Here is a 17,763-nt window from a genome sequence, read left to right as displayed (position 1 = left end):
GTTGTTTTACCATGGTCAACGTGACCGATTGTGCCCACGTTAACGTGTGGCTTATTACGTTCAAACTTAGCCTTAGCCATGAGATCTTCCTCGTTTACGTCGAACACAATTCTAAGATTGTTCAGTATCGACCTGTCGCCAAAAAAATGACACTTTAAATACTTGAAAAGCAGACTAATAAGCCTGCTTTCTTTAAAACTTTGTAGAAATTTCTACTAAACTGTATATCTGGAGCTCTTATCGAGATTTGAACTCGAGACCTCTCCCTTACCAAGGGAGTGCTCTACCACTGAGCTATAAGAGCATTTAATACTTCGATGGAGCGGGAGACGAGGGTCGAACTCGCGACATGCAGCTTGGAAGGCTGCCGCTCTACCAACTGAGCTACTCCCGCATATTGGTAAGACACTAGATCGAAGTTTTAAAATTGGTGGTGAGAGAAGGATTCGAACCTTCGAAGCTTACGCGGCAGAGTTACAGTCTGCTCCCTTTGACCGCTCGGGAATCTCACCATTTACACTTACTTCAGTGTTGTTCTTTACTCGACTACTTAAACTCTCTAAGATGGTGCCGGCACACGGATTCGAACTGTGGACCTACTGATTACAAGTCAGTTGCTCTACCAACTGAGCTATGCCGGCGTTTCTTAGTGTTTCGTACGTTTCGTATCGGAACGGTGTGCAGTTTAGCAAAACTTGAAATCCGTGCAAGTGTTTTTTTCAAAAAAAACCCTAAAAACTCACAAAATCAATCCGTTTGATGATAATTCAACCGCTTTGATCACTGCGCGAGCTTTTATTTGGGTTTCATTCCACTCAGAATCAGGATTTGAGTCTGCAACAAGACCCGCACCAGCCTGTACATAAACCTTATTTTCGCGAATAACACAGGTTCTAATTGCGATAGACATGTCCATTTCACCATGCCAGCCTAAATAACCAACAGCACCGCCAAAAATTCCACGTTTTACTGGCTCAACTTCGTCAATAATTTCCATAGCACGAATTTTTGGCGCCCCAGAAAGTGTTCCTGCAGGGAATGTTGCTTTAAAAACATCCAAAGCATCTACGCCTTCCGCAACTTCCCCTTGCACATTAGAAACAATATGCATGACATGTGAATAACGTTCGATCACCATTTGATCAGTGACTTGCACTTTACCGATTTTTGATACACGCCCGATATCATTGCGACCCAAATCAATCAACATTAAGTGCTCTGCGATTTCTTTCTCATCGGAAAGTAAATCTTTCTCCAGCGCTAGATCTTCTTCTTTTGTTTTACCGCGTGGTCGTGTGCCCGCTAATGGGCGCACAGTCGCCACCCCATTTTCTAAACGCGATAAAATTTCTGGTGATGAGCCCACAATATAAAATGGCTTTTCATCACTAAGCGTCTTTCCTTGTACTAAAAACAGATATGGTGAAGGATTAAGATGACGTAATGCACGATATACTTGTAAAGGATCACCATCAAAGTCCGATACCATGCGATGACCAGGAACCACCTGCATCACATCACCCGCACGAATGTACTCTTTAACAGTTTCAATCGATTCTAAGAATTTTTCTTTACCTGTTAATGATTCAAAATGAGGGGCCGTGTGAGGCTTTGCCTGCAAGCTCACCGGTGTGGCAAGTAATGATTCAATTTCATCCAGCTGGCTTTGTGCTTTATTAAAAGCATCCGCATCCTGTGTATCCGCATGTACGATAATAAATAGCGTGTCTTTTAAATTATCAAAAACTACAACTGTTTTAGACAACATGAGCCATAAATCTGGCAATCCAACAGGATCAGCATCAGGAACGTTATTTAAACGCGGTTCAATATAACGTACCGCGTCATAACCTAGATAGCCCACCAAGCCCCCTGTAAAGTTAGGCAAATCTGGAAGTTCTGCTTTTGATGGCACTTTGAACTGCGATTGAAAGTCACGGATATACTGGAAAGGATCTTGGCACTCAAACGATTCGACTTGACCGTCAGCATTCTGAATTGTTAACTGTCCTGCATTACAAGAGAATACGGTTGACTCACCTAGACCAATAATGGAATAACGCGCCCAGTTTTCACCACCTTCTACAGACTCAAATAAATAGGCTTGTTGATGTTGTTTTAAACGTGCAAATACTGACAATGGAGTATCAGTATCTGCTAAGCGTTGGCGATAAACTGGAATTAAGTTAAAACCTTGTGATTGAAGTTGTTGAAATTGAGTTGACGTTGTCATGAGGAATTCTCTGTAGTTTTCGATGCATATTGAATGTTCTATAAGGTCTGCGCTGAGAGACGCCATCGAAAAACATTAAAACTATTCATTCCTCTACCCTTCTTTATTTATTACAACTTATTTAGAAATCAACACAGTTAAATCATCAACTACTTGTTGCGGCTTACATAGCTGAATATCTTCACCATGATTATAACCATAGCTTACGACAATACAATCAATACCCGCACGGCGCGCTGCCTGTACATCATTCGATGAGTCACCAATCATCAAGGTATTTGCCACATCAGTTCCGAAGGCTTCAACACAATGCAACAAAGGTTTCGGATCTGGTTTTCTCACCTCAAAACGATCTCCACCCACCATATCCACAAAATAGTGATCCATATTTAATTCAGCTAATATTTTTCTAGCGGGTAATTCCGGCTTATTCGTAACACACACCATTTTTTTTTGATGAGCTCGACCCCATTCTAAAAATTCGATAATGCCGTGAAATGGACGCGTATCCACGCACGGCTCTGCATTATAAATTTCTAAAAAAGTATCCAATAATTGTTGATGCTCAGAAGGCTCTACACGGCCAGTCAGATGCATTAAAACACTCTGACAGAACAATGAAGTGCCTTTGCCAATCCAATTTCGAACTTGAGTTTCTGTGACCAAAGGCAGTTCTAATACATTCAAACTCATATTCATGGCACGATATAGATCAAATGCCGAATCAACCAAGGTTCCATCCAGATCAAAAAGAATTAAGTCACGCTGTTCCAAATTCGCAATATTCATTATTTTAAACCTAACAAAAAAGGCATGCGAAAGCATGCCTTAAGAAATCACATGCAACTTAGTTGAAAATAAACCAGGCAACCAGTGCCACAATCACTAACACCAATAATGCCATTAAGCCAATATTGGCATTTTTTTGAGTTTCCAACTCTTTTTCCGTACAAGCTGCAGGAATATTTACCTCACACGCTTCATGCTTATTGACAGTTGTATTAACATCAACTCCCTCAGGAATTGGCGCTGGTTTAGGAATTCCTACATTTTGAGGCATACCATCTCGAGTAAGCTGAACTGAGCTATCTCGCTCTTTCAGATCCGGCATACCCTGCTCAAGCATTTCAGCTGCTGCTGTCTTCTCTACTGCAACCTTTGAAGAAATTTCAGCTGTTGCGATTGCTTCGCTAGGCTGCTGAACATCTTGTAATGTTTGTGCAGATTGCGCAGGTGCTAAAACTGAAAATTTATGGCTAGCAAATTGCAGAATATCGCCATCTTTAACAATAGTTTCGCCTTCAGCAATTTTTGTATCGTTAATAAACGTGCCATTTGACGAACCTAAGTCTTGAACAGTGAGCACCTGCTCTTTTAGAAACAAAGCAGCATGACGGCGTGATACATCTGCAGACTGAATCAAAATATCTGCATCTTGATGACGACCCACCAACATGTCTCGATCGATATCAACTTCTTTACCCGCAAATTCGCCAGTAATTGTTTGTAATTTCCAAGTCATAGTTTCGATCCATTATTCAAGTTTTGACATTTTAACATGGCTGTTTTCGAGATTCACATTGAACGCATGTTATCGAGATGGTCTCAATGTCGTGGTTGTGACCGTATTTTGTGTTCTTTGCACATCTTGTTTTGGCTCAATCGCGACAGGGGTTTCCACCACGACTTGGGCATTGTTTGTATTTGTTGTGGCAACTTGATTGTAAATCACAGGCTTTGGCAGCACTCGCGTTGATTTCACCACAGGATCCTGAGTCACGATGACATTTGGACGTTCAATCACACGCCCTACTGGCTTAGACTGCACTGTTGGAGCAGTATAACGCTGTACCTGTGGCTCTAATGCTTGAGGCGTTGATGGCACTACGATAGGCTTGACGGGTTGAGGAGTACTTGATACAGGCAACCGCTGTTGGAAGATATCATCAACATTATCCGGTAGCTTCTTAAATGTTCCATCACCATCTAGCGCTAACTGCAAACTGTATAAACGGTCATAGCGTTGCTGTGACAATCTACGAATATCAGCCGTATCTCCTACGATTGTTGGATGAATAAAAACGAGTAGGTTTCGTTTCACATTATTCTTTGCATCTGCTCTAAACAGTCTACCCAAACCAGGAATCGAACTTAAACCTGGGACGCCTTGACGCGTTAACTTAGTATCATCTGAAATCAGACCACCCAGTACAATTGTTTGACCATTTTCAGCCAAAATCGAGGTTTTTATGGCACGCTTAGTGGTCACCAAGTCTTTCGCCTCACCACTATCTGGCTTCACCGAGGATACTTCTTGTTCTACAGCAAGACGAACTGTTCCACCTTCACCAATTTGCGGAATGACCTTTAATGTTACACCAACATCTTTACGCTCAATTGAAGTATAAGGGTTTGCTGTTCCACCTGTCGTTGTCACAGATCCTGTCTGGAATGGGACATTCTCACCCACAACGATATAAGCTTCCTCGTTATCCATGGTGACAATCGATGGTGTAGACAGTAAGTTCGACTTAGTATTGGTCTTCAATGCCTGAATCAGTGCGCCATACAGTTTACGCGATCCATTCGCACCTTCTTTATATTCACCTAAGGCCAATGAAGCACCAGCTCCAATCAAACCAGCACCCGTAGCTACATTACCAAGGAATCCAGAAGCCAATTGACTCAGCCCCACACCCGCTTTATCGAAATTGATTACACCAATACCACTACTGATGTCACCTAGTGCCCACTGAACACCCAATTGATCTACGTCATTTCCTTCAACTTCAACAATAGCAGCCTCAATGAGAATTTGTTGACGACGCACGTCAAGTTGTTGAATAGCGGATTCAATTTCACGCATGAGTTGAGGATCTGCTTTTACCACTAATGCATTTTGTGCACCATCAGCAATAATACTCACGCCATTACTATTAAAACTCGTAATGTCTTGTTGATTTTGATTTGAACCACTATTCAAATTAATCGCTGGAGTACTCACACTCCCATTTGAAGACGTATTACTCGAAGTATTATTAATTAATGAGTTACTAGCACTTGAATTGGAGCTTGAACTATTTGAATTACTGGTACTATTCACCGCCTGACCAGATACTAAACCTTGTAAAATTTCAGCCAAATTTTTTGCGCTTGCATACTTAAGCTTAAATACTTTTAGACCGCCTAAGCGATCAGCTGAAGGAACATCAAGCATTTCGATCATTTGACGAATGCGTTTACGAGTACTTGGATCACCCTTGATCAAAATCCGATTAGTACGTGCATCTGCAATAATACGTACTCGAGAACCTGAAATGTCTTTGGCACCCCCCGTAGAAGACATTGAATCCAACAAAACTATCAGCTCTTCAGCTTGGCTAGACTGCAAGCTAATAGCCTCAATATCGTTTTGTCCCGTTCCATCTAAATTACGAATAATCGTTTCAAGCTGTGCAATATTATTCGCACGATCTGAGACTATAAGCGCATTTGTTCCTTGTACCGCCGCCAAATGCGCAAATTGCGGCATGAGCGGTCTTAACGCTGGTATTAGATCATTGGGGTTAGTATTTTCCAGCCAAATGACACGAGTAACCACTTGATCACCTCGTGCGTTCCGAGAGGCATCAAAAGGCACACCTGAATTTTTTACATTATTGTCAGGGACTAAGCGGATAGTGTTACCCGCAGGTACAGCAACAACGCCATTAACGTTTAACACACCCAAGAACAAATCATAGACTTCAGCTTTGTTTAAAGCCTTATTTGAAATGACCGTCACATTACCCCGAACCCGCGGATCAACTGCGAAGTTTTTTCCCGTGATATCTGCCACTTCATTAATAAATGCAGTTAAATCTGCATCACGCAGGTTAATTTTCCAAGTTTGCGCTTGCGCAGCGGTACTTGCGACAGCCAATACTGGTGCTACTGCGACCATCGCCCAAAGTGACCGATTTCGATTTAAAAAATCCATAACTTGTTATATTTCCTAATACTTTATGCAAATTTACACATTTTAAAATTCTTGTTGGAAGGTCATCACTTGATCACCTCGTTTTACTTCAATGCGAACTTTACCTTCTCGTTTAGCCTGTTCTAGCAGTTGTGCATCGCTTTGTCCTTGACCGACTGACTGCCCATTCAAGGATAAAACGCGATCACCAGGTCTTAATCCCAGTTTGCTTCTCAAAAATGCAGGCGTTCGATCCGTGACTTCATAACCTTGACCACTGTCAGTGTTGACACCCATATTACTTAAGTATTGTTCACGATTTTCTTGAATTTGATTGATTGCCTGACCAATGGCATTTTGAGTGGTCGTTTGACCAGAATTCGGTGTTACGTTAGCAGAATTTTGCTGTGCATCAGGTATCAGTGGCTGATTAAGATTCTCTATTCCAGTAAATCTCAACTCAGTCGTCGCACCACTCGGCTGTTTCAATACCACATGATCCCAATATACTTCTGAAAGCTGATAAGAACTTCCTTCCAAAGTTTGTCCAATGGTATAACGATCAGCAACCTCTCGCACTTTAATCACGGCTGAAGATTGACTACTTGGCGTCGAAACCACAACCCCTTGCAACGTAAGCGCTAAATTAGCATCAGCACCACTCACTTGCGCACCTGTTTCTTGAAACAAAGAGAAACTCGATATATTCGGAACAGGAGGTTGCTGCGAACCTAATGCGACTGGCTCAACTTGCATGACTTGCGGTGGTGCAACCACCAACCAAAATAATGAAGCGAGCTTCCACATTAAGATTAAAATCAGAATAAATAAAGTAAGCGGAGCAATTCGATCTAAATCTTTAAATGAAATTTGTGAAAACTTATCTTGGAATCCCTTCATTAGAAGCCTCCACTCAGCAGTGGCTGTCTCGTACTGACAACAAAGGTATCCAAACCAGCTTTACCATCATATGAAGGCACATTCATTAATAATCTTTGGGTCACCTGTGCATCCAACATTAATGCAGGATCTAAACTAAGGTTGGCCATTTTCTGCCCGCGCTGATCTTGTACATCAATGAGCAGTTTTCCAGCTTCGTCTGAAAATTGCCCTTTTAAAGATGGCATATTCATTCGTTCTTGTTTCTGGGCAAAGGTATAAGTTAGCGTACCACCACCCCATTGCATCTCTCCGGCGGTTTTTGCAAAACCATCGTTTTGTTTGAATTGAAATGCTACATCCTTCAACTGAATACTATTCTGAGGCCATTGCCAATCCACAAATGTTTTGAGTGTTTCAGGGGCAATATTTCCATTCATATTTTTGATAATTATTTTTTTTCCAAGCCCATAACCCACCACACCGTTGAGTTGCGTCTGACCACTATGTATTTCTAAGTTGGCACCAGCTCTTAATAAAATCAGATCGAGAGGACGTGTTTGCCAGATGACAGAACCTGCAAGATTTCCTTTTTGCCAATCTGCTTGACCTTGCCAGATATTGCCACTGACATTTTTTAAAATTTGATTATTTTTATAAAATTTAGCAATGAGCCACGATGCTGGAACTTGTAAAAAAACAAATAATAAAAAAGCGAAGATAGCGACGCTTAACCACACCATTTTTTTTGATTTTTTTATCATTCCATGTATACCAACATCTAAGTCTAATTAACCGCAAAATGTTTGAAAATTTTCTATCTTGGTATTATGCATAAATTTTACACTTCTCCAATTCACTTATAAAAAAACCAAGCAGATTTGCTTGGTTTTTTTAATATTAGTGTCATTACATGACAAATCAGTGAAATTAGATAAGGAAATCTTCTAATTTGGCACCTTTTTCAAGCTCTGCAACCAACCAACGTGGCTTCTTTCCACGCCCTGTCCAAGTCTCCGCAGTATTATTTTTATTACGATAACGAGGCTCTACAGATTTACGCGTGCTTTTCTTACGCTTTTGTGCACCATATTCAATGAATTGCTCTAAAGACATACCCACTGATTCAGCAATTTGAGTAATCTGATGATAAGCATCTTCAATTTCCTGATCTTTCTTAGACTCGATCAAAGCTTGGGCTTCAGCAGTTAACTTTCTTAACTCTTCAACAGATAAATTACTAATATCAGGCATAACATTTACTCCAAAAAATTCAATATCATTATTAGATTTATAAAGCGCCATCTTATTGTTATAAATTATTTTAATCAATCCATCATGTTATTTAATATACATAAATAAAACAAATAATTTAACACATTAATTAACCGAGTCTATTTCTATTATTTTTTCTCTAATATGCTCTGGAATCAAAACCTTTTGCATTGTATTTTTATCCACACAAACTATAACGGCCTCAGCAATTGCCACAATTTCATTCTGTTGCTCACTCCAAACTGTATATTCCATCCTGAAGGCAGAGTTACGCAATTCAACCACTTTAGTTCCAATGCGTAAATAATCAGGATAAAACACTGGTTTAAGATATTTACAACTATTTGAAGCCACAACAGTATTAATATCTAACGCTAAGATTTCTAATTGATTCAAATACTCTATTCGAGCAGTTTCAATATAGCGATAATAAATCACATTATTGACATGTCCAAAAGCATCCATATCACCCCAAGCGACTTTTTGATGGGTAATGACTTTGTACTCATTCATTTGTTTCATTCATCATTCTCATAACTTAAATTGAATAAATTTATTATGGGTCTCAAAGACACTGTTCAATTGCTGAGTTAATACAGCATCGCCTTTTAATACAGATTTAATTCTTAAATAGTTCATTAAAGGGTGATCAGGATATAATTGCAATAATGCCTCAGCATCCTGTTCACGATGAGTCGCAGTATAAATATGCCATTTAGAAAAACTCAAAATCGGTAATCCAGGATATTTCATTTCAAAATGATCAATCTGGTTTTCAAGCATTTCATAATCAGGATTTTGTTTTAACAATTGTTGTTGAAACCATAAATAAAAAATATCCTGATCGAACCGTTCTTCTAATAAAGACAAAGAAAGTTGAGTTTCATCAAAAGCCATCTCAGGAATGCGAGAAATAAGTTTTAACCATAACGATTTAATACCATATGAAGACGACACAATTTGATCACTCATTTGAGCATACCGAATTTGAATAAGCTCTAAATCTGTATTTGAAACGTTGTCAAAATCATTGAGTAGCTTTAAAAGCCATTTCTTTTTATGTTCCAAATCTAAATGACCATATTGCGTGGCTTTTAAATAATGCCATGGATATTGAATCGCAAATCTACCCCATAGATGATTCAACTTATGCTGATAAGCATCTTCAAGATCTTTTAACCAAGGTGACAGCATATGACCATGTAAAAACTCTAAATGGGTTAAAGCCTGATCTGGAAGCTCTTGAGCTAAATAAATTTCAATACGCTGGAGTTCAGCCAATTCAAAAGCATCTGCAGGACTTTGTTGTAAAACACTCAACGCATCATCAATACGATCTTGCTTCAACCATATACGAGACTGAATAACCTCTTTGAGTAACCCTGAGTTCTCAAACACAGGTTGTAAATATTCTCGCTGTTTTGTGTTGGCCTCCAAAACCCACAAAACACCTAATTTTTCATACGTATGTAACCTTGAAAAGTCTGTAACTTGTTGAATTTTACGCTGCTCTCTTGATCTCATCTTTCCAACCCAAAACCATAAAAGATGAAGAGATAAAGCAATGAATAGAAGAAACAATGAAACAAACCAGAGGTTCGTTTGAATCTGAATACCGTGCCAAAGTATGTAAATATAACCTGGCCCTTCTTGATAACTCAGCACACTTAACACGGCTAATATCATTAAACCAACTAATGCATAAACTATAAAAATATGTTTCATGATTAGCCCTCTAAAATTGCTTTACTGTTCAATTTAGGGACAGGTAAAAGTTGTGCTTGTTTGAGATGTTTCGCTTTATTTTTTATTTTGATTGCCACAGCATCAGGCAGTTGATCCAGTTCATCGATAATTGAGGTCAGTGCATTTTGATAGTCAATGTATTGTCCTTGTTGTAGTGCTCTTTGAGCAAATAACACTCTCAATTGAACTTCTTTTAAAACTAATCTTCGATTAAGTAATACCGGCATCTGTTCATCAACGCGTTCAACTTTGAATACACGTTCAAACCATGAGGATTGCGAAGAGTTATCACTCGTGAGGTGCTGTACTTGTTGTTCATTTTTCAAATTTGCATCAATATTTTCAAGCAAGTCACCTAACTGAGCAATTTGAATATTTTTTGCCACAACATATTGTTGAATCATTTTTTGATCATGCTCAACAGCTCGATGCATTGAAACCTGCAATGTATCTGCCAAAACCAAGCGCTCAACCAGTTGATCCAGTTGATTGAGTTGCTCAAGTGCATATACAAACTCATGTTGATCTAAGGCAAATTGAATTAGCTCTAATTTTTGACTTAAGAGTTTGATTGGATTGATTTCAGATTGAATTTCTTGTTGATTATTGTTTTGCTGAGGTGGATTGGATTGAGACGAAACCTGCTGATTTGAGCGCTGAATTGCTACCAACTGATCATTCAAACTTGCCACTAATTGCTCTGATTTATGTTGAGTGTGTTGTAGCAACTCAACTTTTTCTTGTAATGAAAAATGATCATAGCTGAGTTTAATCAACCAAATGATTAAGCCTAAAATGAATAGATATAAAATTTTCTTCATGAGTGCCTATGTTCACTTTCAAGCTGCGACAAAATCGTATCTGGCATTAAGTCCGCAATTTGAGTGATTTGAAATTTAGTATTTGAGGTCTGTTGATACATACACACGATCTGATATAACCGATCCGCTAAAACCAAGTAATGACCGTGTTGCATAAATACAGGATAATTTTTGCATAAACTCAGCCAATTTTTCCAACTGGCTTCACTACTAATCAATACAGCATAAGATTGTGGATTTGCATTGAATGCTTCAAGTAGATGTTTAAATTTATCTTGAGCATCACTTGGGCAGTAGCGGGAGTATAAAACAAAATTAAGTACTTCAATTTTAGCAGTACGACACTGCTGCATCATGAACTGACGGCCACCTTCTCCCCGCCAAAACGCAATACGTTTGAGATCAGCATTTTGTGTTAAAACCGGAAGACTTAACATTCCTTCAGATGTTTCAACATCTGGAACTAAACTTTTAACACCATATCGACTTAGAGCTTCAGCTGTTTTCCGGCCAACTGCAATCCATTTGATATGATTTAAATCGGTCAATCTAAGTCCCGATTTTTCGAGAAACTGCATGCCAACTTCAATGGCTGTTGGACTGACGACCACAATCACTTGTGCTGAAATTAATTGCTGAAAGAGCTGATCAAGTTCATCACTCCAATGAACAGCAGCCAACTCTAGTACAGATAACTCGATAGGCTCATATCCTGCACGTACCAGTGCCTCATTGAGAGGCTTAGCACGATCTGCAGGTCGAGTATTGATAAACTTCATTTCATTTTTTTATTTATACAGTGCTTTTAATAAATCAGCAGCACCTTGGTCAATCAAAGCTTTTGCTAGTGAAACACCCAACGTTTCAGCTTGTTCAACTGGACCTTCTACTTTAGCAACCAATAATGTTTGACCATCCACACTGCCTACGCGCCCCTCTAATTGAATCTGTTGATCATTTAAAGTCGCATATCCCGCAATCGGTACCTGACACCCGCCTTCCAAATAAGCATTAAATGCCCGTTCTGCACGAACACACGCATCAGTTTCTGCATGTAATAAAGGTCGAATCAACTCTAATACGCGTGCATCGTCACCTCGACACTCAAGACCTAATGCACCTTGGCCAACTGCGGGTAAACTCGTCTGTGCATCCAGCGTGTGTCGAATACGCTCTGCTAAACCTAAACGTTTTAAGCCTGCACTTGCCAGAATGATGGCATCGTAAAGCCCATCATCAAGCTTAGATAGTCGTGTGCCTACATTTCCACGTAAATCTATAATCTCAAGATCTGGACGGGCTTTTAAAATTTGACATTTACGACGCAAACTTGAGGTTCCTACTTTGGCACCAAGGGGCAAATCTTCAAACTTGCTATAATTATTCGAAACAAAAGCATCTAAAGGATCTTCTCGCTCGCAAATCACGGCAAGACTTAATCCTTCTGGGAGCGCCATCGGCACATCTTTCATGGAATGGACAGCCAGATCTGCACGACCATCAAGTAATGCAGCCTCAAGCTCTTTAACAAATAAACCTTTTCCACCAATCTTGGCTAAAGGAGTGTCTAAAATTTTATCACCTTGGGTCACAAACGTCACCAACTCAACTTTTAGGCCAGCATGTAGGGTCTCAAGTCGCTCACGAATATGCTCCGCTTGCCATAAAGCCAATGGACTTTGACGAGTTGCAATTTTTAAGGTTTTGATCATTTTAATGCTGCCAAACTTTAGACATCCTAAACTTACCCTGCTGTCCCAAAATTGCAAGTAAATTGTTCGGCAATCACTATAATTTTAGGCAACTAAATATTTTGCATTCTTTCTCTAAGCAAAGGTAAGTGACGGCGACTGACCGCCAATTTCTCTTCAAGTTCACGACAACGAACTTGATACTGGCCTGAAGCAACCAACTCCAATCCATCCAAATAATCCAATGCAATCAGCGCATTTCGATGAATTCGTATAAATTTATTTGAAAACTCACGCTCTAGATCTTTTAAAGTCTCATCAATCAACACACTGCCGTTTTTGTGTCGTACTGTTACGTATTTCTGATCAGCTAGAAAATAGTAAACATTTTCGATAGGAATGAGTTCAAGACCACGATACGTTTTCGCAGCGATTTGCTGACGTTGATGTTTTTCTTCCATATTTTCTTTTTGTTCTATATTCGACATTTGAGCTTGAGTAAGTTTAGTTAAATTATTGAGTGTATTTTCTAATTCTGATTTGATAATCGGTTTTAATAAATAGCCTTTCGCTTGTGCCTGAATAGCAGTCAAAGCATGCTCATCATAGGCCGTGCAAAAAACAATGGCGGGCATAGGGTTTAGCTGTGAAAGATGCTGAGCACATGTCAAACCATCCATTTCAGGCATTTGGATGTCAAGTAAAATTACATCAGGCTCATATTGTTGCACTAAGGTCAAAGCTTCTTTTCCATGGTGCGCAGTTGCAACAACTTGATGCCCCAATTGAGTGACCAAGCGAGATAAGCGCTCAACCGCGAGTGGCTCATCATCACAAATTAGGATGTCCATTGTTCCTCCTTGCTCAAGTTAACGTTGCTTATTTTAATGTATTAACTTGATTTTATTTATATTGGTACTGGACTACAGTCGTGTAAATTCCATTACCTGCATGACTCCTAAACTGTACCGTATACCCATAGTGTGCTTTCAAACGCTGTTTCACGTTTTCTATCGCAATACCATTCCCCTCCCTATTGGCCATTTTATCGGCTATATAAGGGTTAGTAATGACTATAGTGACTTGATTTTGTAATATTTCAACCAATATGACAATCTTTGCATCAATTAACTTTTTCTCCACCCCATGAAAGATACTATTCTCAATTAAAGGCTGTAAAGTTAAAAAAGGAATACTTGCTTGGCCCAACTGCTCTGGTTGCAAGATATTCCATTCCACATTTAATCTCGAACCCAACCTTAGCTTTTCAACCGCCAAATAATGTTCACACAATTGGATTTCTTCTTTTAATGTGACAATTTTCAGCTCTTGAAAGCTTGCTCTAAACAACCTTGAAAGATCGATGAGCATTTGCTCTGCTTTATCTGGATCACTCCCAATCAGACTCACCACACTATTTAAACTATTAAAAAGAAAGTGTGGATGTATTCTTGCTTGCATGGCTTGAATTCGAGCATTCAATTCACCTTGTTGCTGCTTTAACCACTCACCCCGAACATAGATATATCGTAAACAAAAAGTGATCAACAATACGCCATAGCTCATATGTAAAATCACATGATCAAATAAAAGTAACCATGAAAATTTTTGTAAAGAAAAGTTACTCCCCCAAAAAAACAGAAAATTCAAACTACAAGTAGTGAATAGGATAATGAGTTCTAATAGTGCAAATGTATAAATCGCAGACTGCCAAGTGGTTAGTTTTTGCCAAAACGCCCTAAATAAATCAATTACGGCAATAAAGACCAATACCACCCAATTGATATAAAGCACATACTTGATCACTTGTGATGTCTGTAAATTTGACCAAGACTGTGACTCTGCTAGGCACAGCAATAACGCCAAAAAAATACTGGCAATAAATAACTCTGCAAAATATTGCCATTGCCCAATACGTACAAAGAAATTGGCGTCGATAAATTCTTGTTTATCTTTTGAAGAATTATCCATAGGCAAGACTTCGGCATCTTGATTTGAATTTGTTATACTGGATGCAAAATTACTGCTTTTTCTTTTACTGAGCCGACATGACCACATCTTCTAATTCCTCTAATCCGTCACAAGCCCAAACTTCAGGTATGTGGGGCGGTCGTTTTTCCGAAGCAACTGATGCCTTTGTCGCTGAATTTACAGCATCTGTCCAATTTGACCAACGCTTTTATAAACAAGATATTGCAGGTTCAATCGCACATGCAACGATGTTGGCAAAAGTCGGTGTACTCACTGAACAAGAGCGTGATGACATCATCGCAGGCTTAACCGCAATTAGAGCGGATATTGAAGCTGGCAACTTCGAATGGCGTATTGATTTAGAAGATGTTCACATGAACATTGAATCTCGATTAACACAACGTATTGGGATTACAGGTAAGAAATTACATACAGGTCGTAGCCGTAATGACCAAGTAGCAACGGATATTCGTTTGTATGTACGTGATGAAATTGATGCCATCTTAGGCTTATTACACAAACTACAAAAAGGCATTCTAGGCTTGGCTGCTAAAAATACTAATACAATCATGCCGGGCTTTACACATCTTCAAACTGCACAGCCTGTGACGTTTGGACATCATTTAATGGCATGGTTTGAAATGCTGGTACGTGACTCAGAACGTTTGATTGACTGCCGTAAACGCGTGAATCGTATGCCTTTAGGTTCTGCTGCGCTTGCAGGTACCACTTATCCAATCGATCGTGCTTATACAGCAGAACTTTTAGGGTTTGAAGCAGTTGCAGAAAACTCATTAGATGCTGTATCTGATCGTGATTTTGGTATTGAGTTTAATGCTGCGGCATCACTCATCATGATGCACTTATCTCGTATGTCTGAAGAATTAATTCTTTGGACATCTGCACAATTCAAGTTTGTGAATATTCCTGATCGCTTCTGCACAGGCTCTTCAATCATGCCTCAGAAGAAAAATCCTGATGTACCTGAACTTGTTCGTGGTAAAACAGGCCGTGTATATGGTGACTTAATGAGTCTACTTACCCTCATGAAAGGTCAACCTTTGGCATATAACAAAGACAACCAAGAAGATAAAGAACCATTATTTGATGCTATTGATACGGTTCGTGGCTCTTTAATGGCTTTCGCAGACATGATTCCTGCGCTTGTTCCAAATATTCCTGAAATGCGCGAAGCTGCGCTGCGTGGTTTCTCAACAGCAACGGACCTTGCTGATTACTTAGTGAAGAATGGTGTTGCATTCCGCGATGCACATGAAATCGTCGGTAAAGCAGTTGCGCTTGGAGTCCAAGAAGGTAAGGATTTATCAGAACTTACACTTGAGCAGCTTCAACAATTCTCTGATTTAATTCAAGCTGACGTCTTTGAAAAAGCTTTAACTTTAGAAGCTTCAGTCAATGCACGTAACCACATCGGTGGAACAGCACCAGCTCAAGTTGAAGCAGCAATTGAGCGTGCTCATGCGCGTTTAGAAGCTCTTTACGCTTAATTTCTGATTATATTTTTGGAGTATTGATATGTCTCGCCAAGTATTTTGCCGTAAGTATCAAAAAGAAATGGAAGGTTTGGATTTTGCACCATTCCCTGGCCCTAAAGGTCAGGAACTATTTGATAGTGTTTCTAAGCAAGCATGGGGCGAATGGTTGAAGCATCAAACTACTTTAATCAATGAAAAATGTTTAAATGTCTTTGAAGCTGATGCAAAAAAATTTCTTGAAGAACAACGTGAAAAGTTCTTCAACAATGATGAAACTTTAGAAAAAGCTGAAGGCCTAAAGCCTGAGTAAAAAAGAAAGCACTGCTTTTCTTTTTTACGTAAGATAAGGACGAAGTCCGCGTAGGCTTTAATCTAAAAAGAATCCCCATCTTTGGGGATTCTTTTTTATGCGTTACTTTAAAAATTAGGCAAGAAAAACACAAAAGGTGTGCACAGGCTTTAATCCCAAAAGAATCTCCGTAATAGAGGTTCTTTTTTTATGGGACATCAAATAAATATCAATGGAGTCAAAATTTAGCTGACGAAAGAAGTGCTTGTGGTGGATTTAAAATATGACCTAATTGGTAAACTCCATCCATATTTAACTGCATCTCCATTCGGTCAACACGAATTGGGCCAAATTTAATGTAAATCTGCCGATTTTGAAGATCAAACCGCTGCTCCAAAACCTGTCCATTGAATTGTAAAGAGTTCATAGATGTTAAGTCCATAAACGCTTTAAAAGGTTGCTCTTCATCCTTTGTATAATGAATCCTTTTTCTATCACTCACGAAATTTTCTAAATGGTTTAAATCCTGAGATTTAAAAGATATAATTTCACGAATTTGAGATTCCTCAATACCTAAAGCATTGACCAAACTTAACTGATCATCTGGCAGTAATTTAAAATGCCCATTGTTAGGATGTGCCGCCCAACTCAAACTCGAAAGACCCCAAGCACAGATTCCCCACAAAACTTGCTTAAATTGTCTCATTCCCCATCGCTCTCACTGAACGTAATAAAAGCCATCTTTAAAAACATTTCAGCCAAACACAACTACCATTTATCTTAAATATCATTTACTTAACAAGAATTGTTAGACTCACGTCACAGACAAATCTTTTTTATTGATATTTATCTTCCTATCTAAAAAAGACTGCATAAATGTAAAGCAGAAAATAGACACATAAGATGATTATGAGTTATCAATTTCATCAGAGTAGGCTAATCTCTGTATTAAAATTAACCACCATTTGAGCGCATCATGTTTATCATTCGTCCTTATATTGAGACTGACTTAGAAGACATCATTCAACTCTGGGAAAGATGTGATCTAACACGACCATGGAATAATCCAGAAATTGATATTTTTAGGAAGGCTGCACAAAAAGATGACTTATTCTTGGTGGCTGTGAAAGATCAGTTCATTATCGCAACATTAATGGGTGGTTACGACGGTCATCGCGGGTGGATCAATTACCTCGCGGTACATCCCAATCATCAACGGAATGGTGTTGCTACAGCGTTGATTCAACATTTGGAAAAAAGATTGATTGCACTTGGTTGTCCAGAAGTTCAGCTTTTAGTGCAAAAAGAATTTATTGATATTCAAAACTTTTATGAACAATTGGGATATGACGAAAAAGAAGTTGTATGCCTTGCTAAAAGACTCATTCACGACCATTAAGAAAT

At 39.1% G+C, this 17,763-nt stretch carries 18 protein-coding genes, 4 tRNA genes and 1 pseudogene; 3 read left to right on the top strand and 20 right to left on the bottom strand.

The annotated features are described in order from the left end of the window. From AC1M9F_RS05135 to AC1M9F_RS05045, 19 genes and pseudogenes are all read right to left on the bottom strand, one after another. Nucleotides 1–80: pseudogene (locus AC1M9F_RS05135) on the bottom strand (hypothetical protein); the annotation flags it as partial. Between the two features lie 149 nt (nt 81–229). After that, nucleotides 230–304 (bottom strand) — tRNA-Thr (locus AC1M9F_RS05130). Nucleotides 305–318: 14 nt separating this feature from the next. After that, nucleotides 319–394: transfer RNA gene (locus tag AC1M9F_RS05125), tRNA-Gly, on the bottom strand. Between the two features lie 34 nt (nt 395–428). Beyond that, a tRNA-Tyr gene (locus AC1M9F_RS05120) sits at nt 429–512 on the bottom strand. 53 nt (nt 513–565) lie between these two features. Then, nucleotides 566–641: transfer RNA gene (locus tag AC1M9F_RS05115), tRNA-Thr, on the bottom strand. 98 nt (nt 642–739) lie between these two features. Then, entirely contained in the window at nt 740–2,233 is a 1,494-nt protein-coding gene (gene trpE, locus AC1M9F_RS05110; protein WP_481592877.1) for an anthranilate synthase component I, read from the bottom strand. A 117-nt stretch (nt 2,234–2,350) separates the two neighbouring features. Next, complete coding sequence (locus AC1M9F_RS05105) at nt 2,351–3,022, bottom strand: phosphoglycolate phosphatase (RefSeq protein WP_481597218.1); 672 nt, start codon at nt 3,020–3,022, stop codon at nt 2,351–2,353. A 58-nt stretch (nt 3,023–3,080) separates the two neighbouring features. Further along, nucleotides 3,081–3,755: an FHA domain-containing protein gene (locus tag AC1M9F_RS05100; RefSeq protein ID WP_481597217.1), complete on the bottom strand. Its 675-nt coding sequence runs from the start codon at nt 3,753–3,755 to the stop codon at nt 3,081–3,083. Between the two features lie 69 nt (nt 3,756–3,824). Further along, the gene (gspD, locus tag AC1M9F_RS05095; protein WP_481597216.1) at nt 3,825–6,212 is read right to left on the bottom strand and encodes a type II secretion system secretin GspD; all 2,388 of its coding nucleotides are present in this window, start codon (nt 6,210–6,212) and stop codon (nt 3,825–3,827) included. A gap of 42 nt (nt 6,213–6,254) precedes the next feature. Next, nucleotides 6,255–7,091: a type II secretion system protein N gene (locus tag AC1M9F_RS05090; RefSeq protein ID WP_481597215.1), complete on the bottom strand. Its 837-nt coding sequence runs from the start codon at nt 7,089–7,091 to the stop codon at nt 6,255–6,257. Further along, nucleotides 7,091–7,834: a type II secretion system protein N gene (gene gspN, locus AC1M9F_RS05085; protein WP_092766456.1), complete on the bottom strand. Its 744-nt coding sequence runs from the start codon at nt 7,832–7,834 to the stop codon at nt 7,091–7,093. The genes AC1M9F_RS05090 and gspN overlap by 1 nt, the downstream gene beginning before the upstream one ends. Before the next feature lie 166 nt (nt 7,835–8,000). Beyond that, complete coding sequence (locus AC1M9F_RS05080; protein WP_035267603.1) at nt 8,001–8,324, bottom strand: H-NS histone family protein; 324 nt, start codon at nt 8,322–8,324, stop codon at nt 8,001–8,003. Nucleotides 8,325–8,450: 126 nt separating this feature from the next. After that, entirely contained in the window at nt 8,451–8,867 is a 417-nt protein-coding gene (locus tag AC1M9F_RS05075) for an acyl-CoA thioesterase (RefSeq protein ID WP_035267539.1), read from the bottom strand. 9 nt (nt 8,868–8,876) lie between these two features. Next, on the bottom strand, nt 8,877–10,070 hold the full coding sequence (locus AC1M9F_RS05070; RefSeq protein WP_481597214.1) for a heme biosynthesis protein HemY: 1,194 nt from the start codon (nt 10,068–10,070) through the stop codon (nt 8,877–8,879). Nucleotides 10,071–10,072: 2 nt separating this feature from the next. Continuing rightward, nucleotides 10,073–10,912, bottom strand: coding sequence for a hypothetical protein (locus AC1M9F_RS05065; protein ID WP_481597213.1), 840 nt, complete (start codon nt 10,910–10,912; stop codon nt 10,073–10,075). After that, on the bottom strand, nt 10,909–11,691 hold the full coding sequence (locus AC1M9F_RS05060) for a uroporphyrinogen-III synthase (RefSeq protein ID WP_481597212.1): 783 nt from the start codon (nt 11,689–11,691) through the stop codon (nt 10,909–10,911). Before AC1M9F_RS05060 ends, AC1M9F_RS05065 begins: the two co-directional genes overlap by 4 nt. Nucleotides 11,692–11,700: 9 nt before the next feature. Continuing rightward, nucleotides 11,701–12,621 carry a hydroxymethylbilane synthase gene (gene hemC / locus AC1M9F_RS05055; RefSeq protein ID WP_481586959.1) on the bottom strand — a complete coding sequence of 307 codons (921 nt, stop codon included), beginning with the start codon at nt 12,619–12,621 and terminating at the stop codon, nt 11,701–11,703. A 95-nt stretch (nt 12,622–12,716) separates the two neighbouring features. Further along, on the bottom strand, nt 12,717–13,454 hold the full coding sequence (locus AC1M9F_RS05050; RefSeq protein WP_092766460.1) for a LytR/AlgR family response regulator transcription factor: 738 nt from the start codon (nt 13,452–13,454) through the stop codon (nt 12,717–12,719). A 52-nt stretch (nt 13,455–13,506) separates the two neighbouring features. Then, nucleotides 13,507–14,661, bottom strand: a complete 1,155-nt coding sequence (locus tag AC1M9F_RS05045) for a sensor histidine kinase (RefSeq protein ID WP_481597211.1) — start codon at nt 14,659–14,661, stop codon at nt 13,507–13,509. On the opposite strand from AC1M9F_RS05045, the gene argH reads away from it, so the two are divergent. Both argH and AC1M9F_RS05035 read left to right on the top strand, forming a co-directional pair. Next, nucleotides 14,652–16,082, top strand: coding sequence for an argininosuccinate lyase (gene argH, locus AC1M9F_RS05040; protein WP_481597210.1), 1,431 nt, complete (start codon nt 14,652–14,654; stop codon nt 16,080–16,082). The two genes, AC1M9F_RS05045 and argH, sit on opposite strands and share 10 nt — an antisense overlap. A 28-nt stretch (nt 16,083–16,110) precedes the next feature. After that, the gene (locus AC1M9F_RS05035) at nt 16,111–16,380 is read left to right on the top strand and encodes an oxidative damage protection protein (protein WP_481597209.1); all 270 of its coding nucleotides are present in this window, start codon (nt 16,111–16,113) and stop codon (nt 16,378–16,380) included. 217 nt (nt 16,381–16,597) lie between these two features. Here the strand turns inward: AC1M9F_RS05035 and AC1M9F_RS05030 are convergent, their stop codons facing one another. After that, nucleotides 16,598–17,065 (bottom strand): hypothetical protein, encoded by a 468-nt coding sequence (locus AC1M9F_RS05030; protein ID WP_481597208.1) that lies wholly within the window; start codon nt 17,063–17,065, stop codon nt 16,598–16,600. Between the two features lie 270 nt (nt 17,066–17,335). Between AC1M9F_RS05030 and AC1M9F_RS05025 the strand changes: the two genes are divergently transcribed. After that, nucleotides 17,336–17,758, top strand: a complete 423-nt coding sequence (locus tag AC1M9F_RS05025) for a GNAT family acetyltransferase (protein ID WP_179999046.1) — start codon at nt 17,336–17,338, stop codon at nt 17,756–17,758. Nucleotides 17,759–17,763: the final 5 nt, after the last annotated feature.

The sequence above is a fragment of the Acinetobacter sp. ANC_7504 genome, assembly GCF_056779995.1.
This window is presented reverse-complemented; position numbering and strand designations above follow the sequence as displayed.

Bases quoted from the DNA above. Each gene is read 5' to 3' on its own strand.
- argH (WP_481597210.1), top strand. From the start codon at position 14,652: ATGACCACATCTTCTAATTCCTCTAATCCGTCACAAGCCCAAACTTCA.
- gspN (WP_092766456.1), bottom strand. From the start codon at position 7,834: ATGATAAAAAAATCAAAAAAAATGGTGTGGTTAAGCGTCGCTATCTTC.
- AC1M9F_RS05065 (WP_481597213.1), bottom strand. From the start codon at position 10,912: ATGAAGAAAATTTTATATCTATTCATTTTAGGCTTAATCATTTGGTTG.
- AC1M9F_RS05025 (WP_179999046.1), top strand. From the start codon at position 17,336: ATGTTTATCATTCGTCCTTATATTGAGACTGACTTAGAAGACATCATT.
- AC1M9F_RS05070 (WP_481597214.1), bottom strand. From the start codon at position 10,070: ATGAAACATATTTTTATAGTTTATGCATTAGTTGGTTTAATGATATTA.
- AC1M9F_RS05045 (WP_481597211.1), bottom strand. From the start codon at position 14,661: ATGTGGTCATGTCGGCTCAGTAAAAGAAAAAGCAGTAATTTTGCATCC.
- AC1M9F_RS05075 (WP_035267539.1), bottom strand. From the start codon at position 8,867: ATGAAACAAATGAATGAGTACAAAGTCATTACCCATCAAAAAGTCGCT.
- gspD (WP_481597216.1), bottom strand. From the start codon at position 6,212: ATGGATTTTTTAAATCGAAATCGGTCACTTTGGGCGATGGTCGCAGTA.
- AC1M9F_RS05090 (WP_481597215.1), bottom strand. From the start codon at position 7,091: ATGAAGGGATTCCAAGATAAGTTTTCACAAATTTCATTTAAAGATTTA.
- AC1M9F_RS05080 (WP_035267603.1), bottom strand. From the start codon at position 8,324: ATGCCTGATATTAGTAATTTATCTGTTGAAGAGTTAAGAAAGTTAACT.
- AC1M9F_RS05060 (WP_481597212.1), bottom strand. From the start codon at position 11,691: ATGAAGTTTATCAATACTCGACCTGCAGATCGTGCTAAGCCTCTCAAT.
- AC1M9F_RS05105 (WP_481597218.1), bottom strand. From the start codon at position 3,022: ATGAATATTGCGAATTTGGAACAGCGTGACTTAATTCTTTTTGATCTG.
- AC1M9F_RS05050 (WP_092766460.1), bottom strand. From the start codon at position 13,454: ATGGACATCCTAATTTGTGATGATGAGCCACTCGCGGTTGAGCGCTTA.
- trpE (WP_481592877.1), bottom strand. From the start codon at position 2,233: ATGACAACGTCAACTCAATTTCAACAACTTCAATCACAAGGTTTTAAC.
- AC1M9F_RS05100 (WP_481597217.1), bottom strand. From the start codon at position 3,755: ATGACTTGGAAATTACAAACAATTACTGGCGAATTTGCGGGTAAAGAA.
- AC1M9F_RS05035 (WP_481597209.1), top strand. From the start codon at position 16,111: ATGTCTCGCCAAGTATTTTGCCGTAAGTATCAAAAAGAAATGGAAGGT.
- AC1M9F_RS05030 (WP_481597208.1), bottom strand. From the start codon at position 17,065: ATGAGACAATTTAAGCAAGTTTTGTGGGGAATCTGTGCTTGGGGTCTT.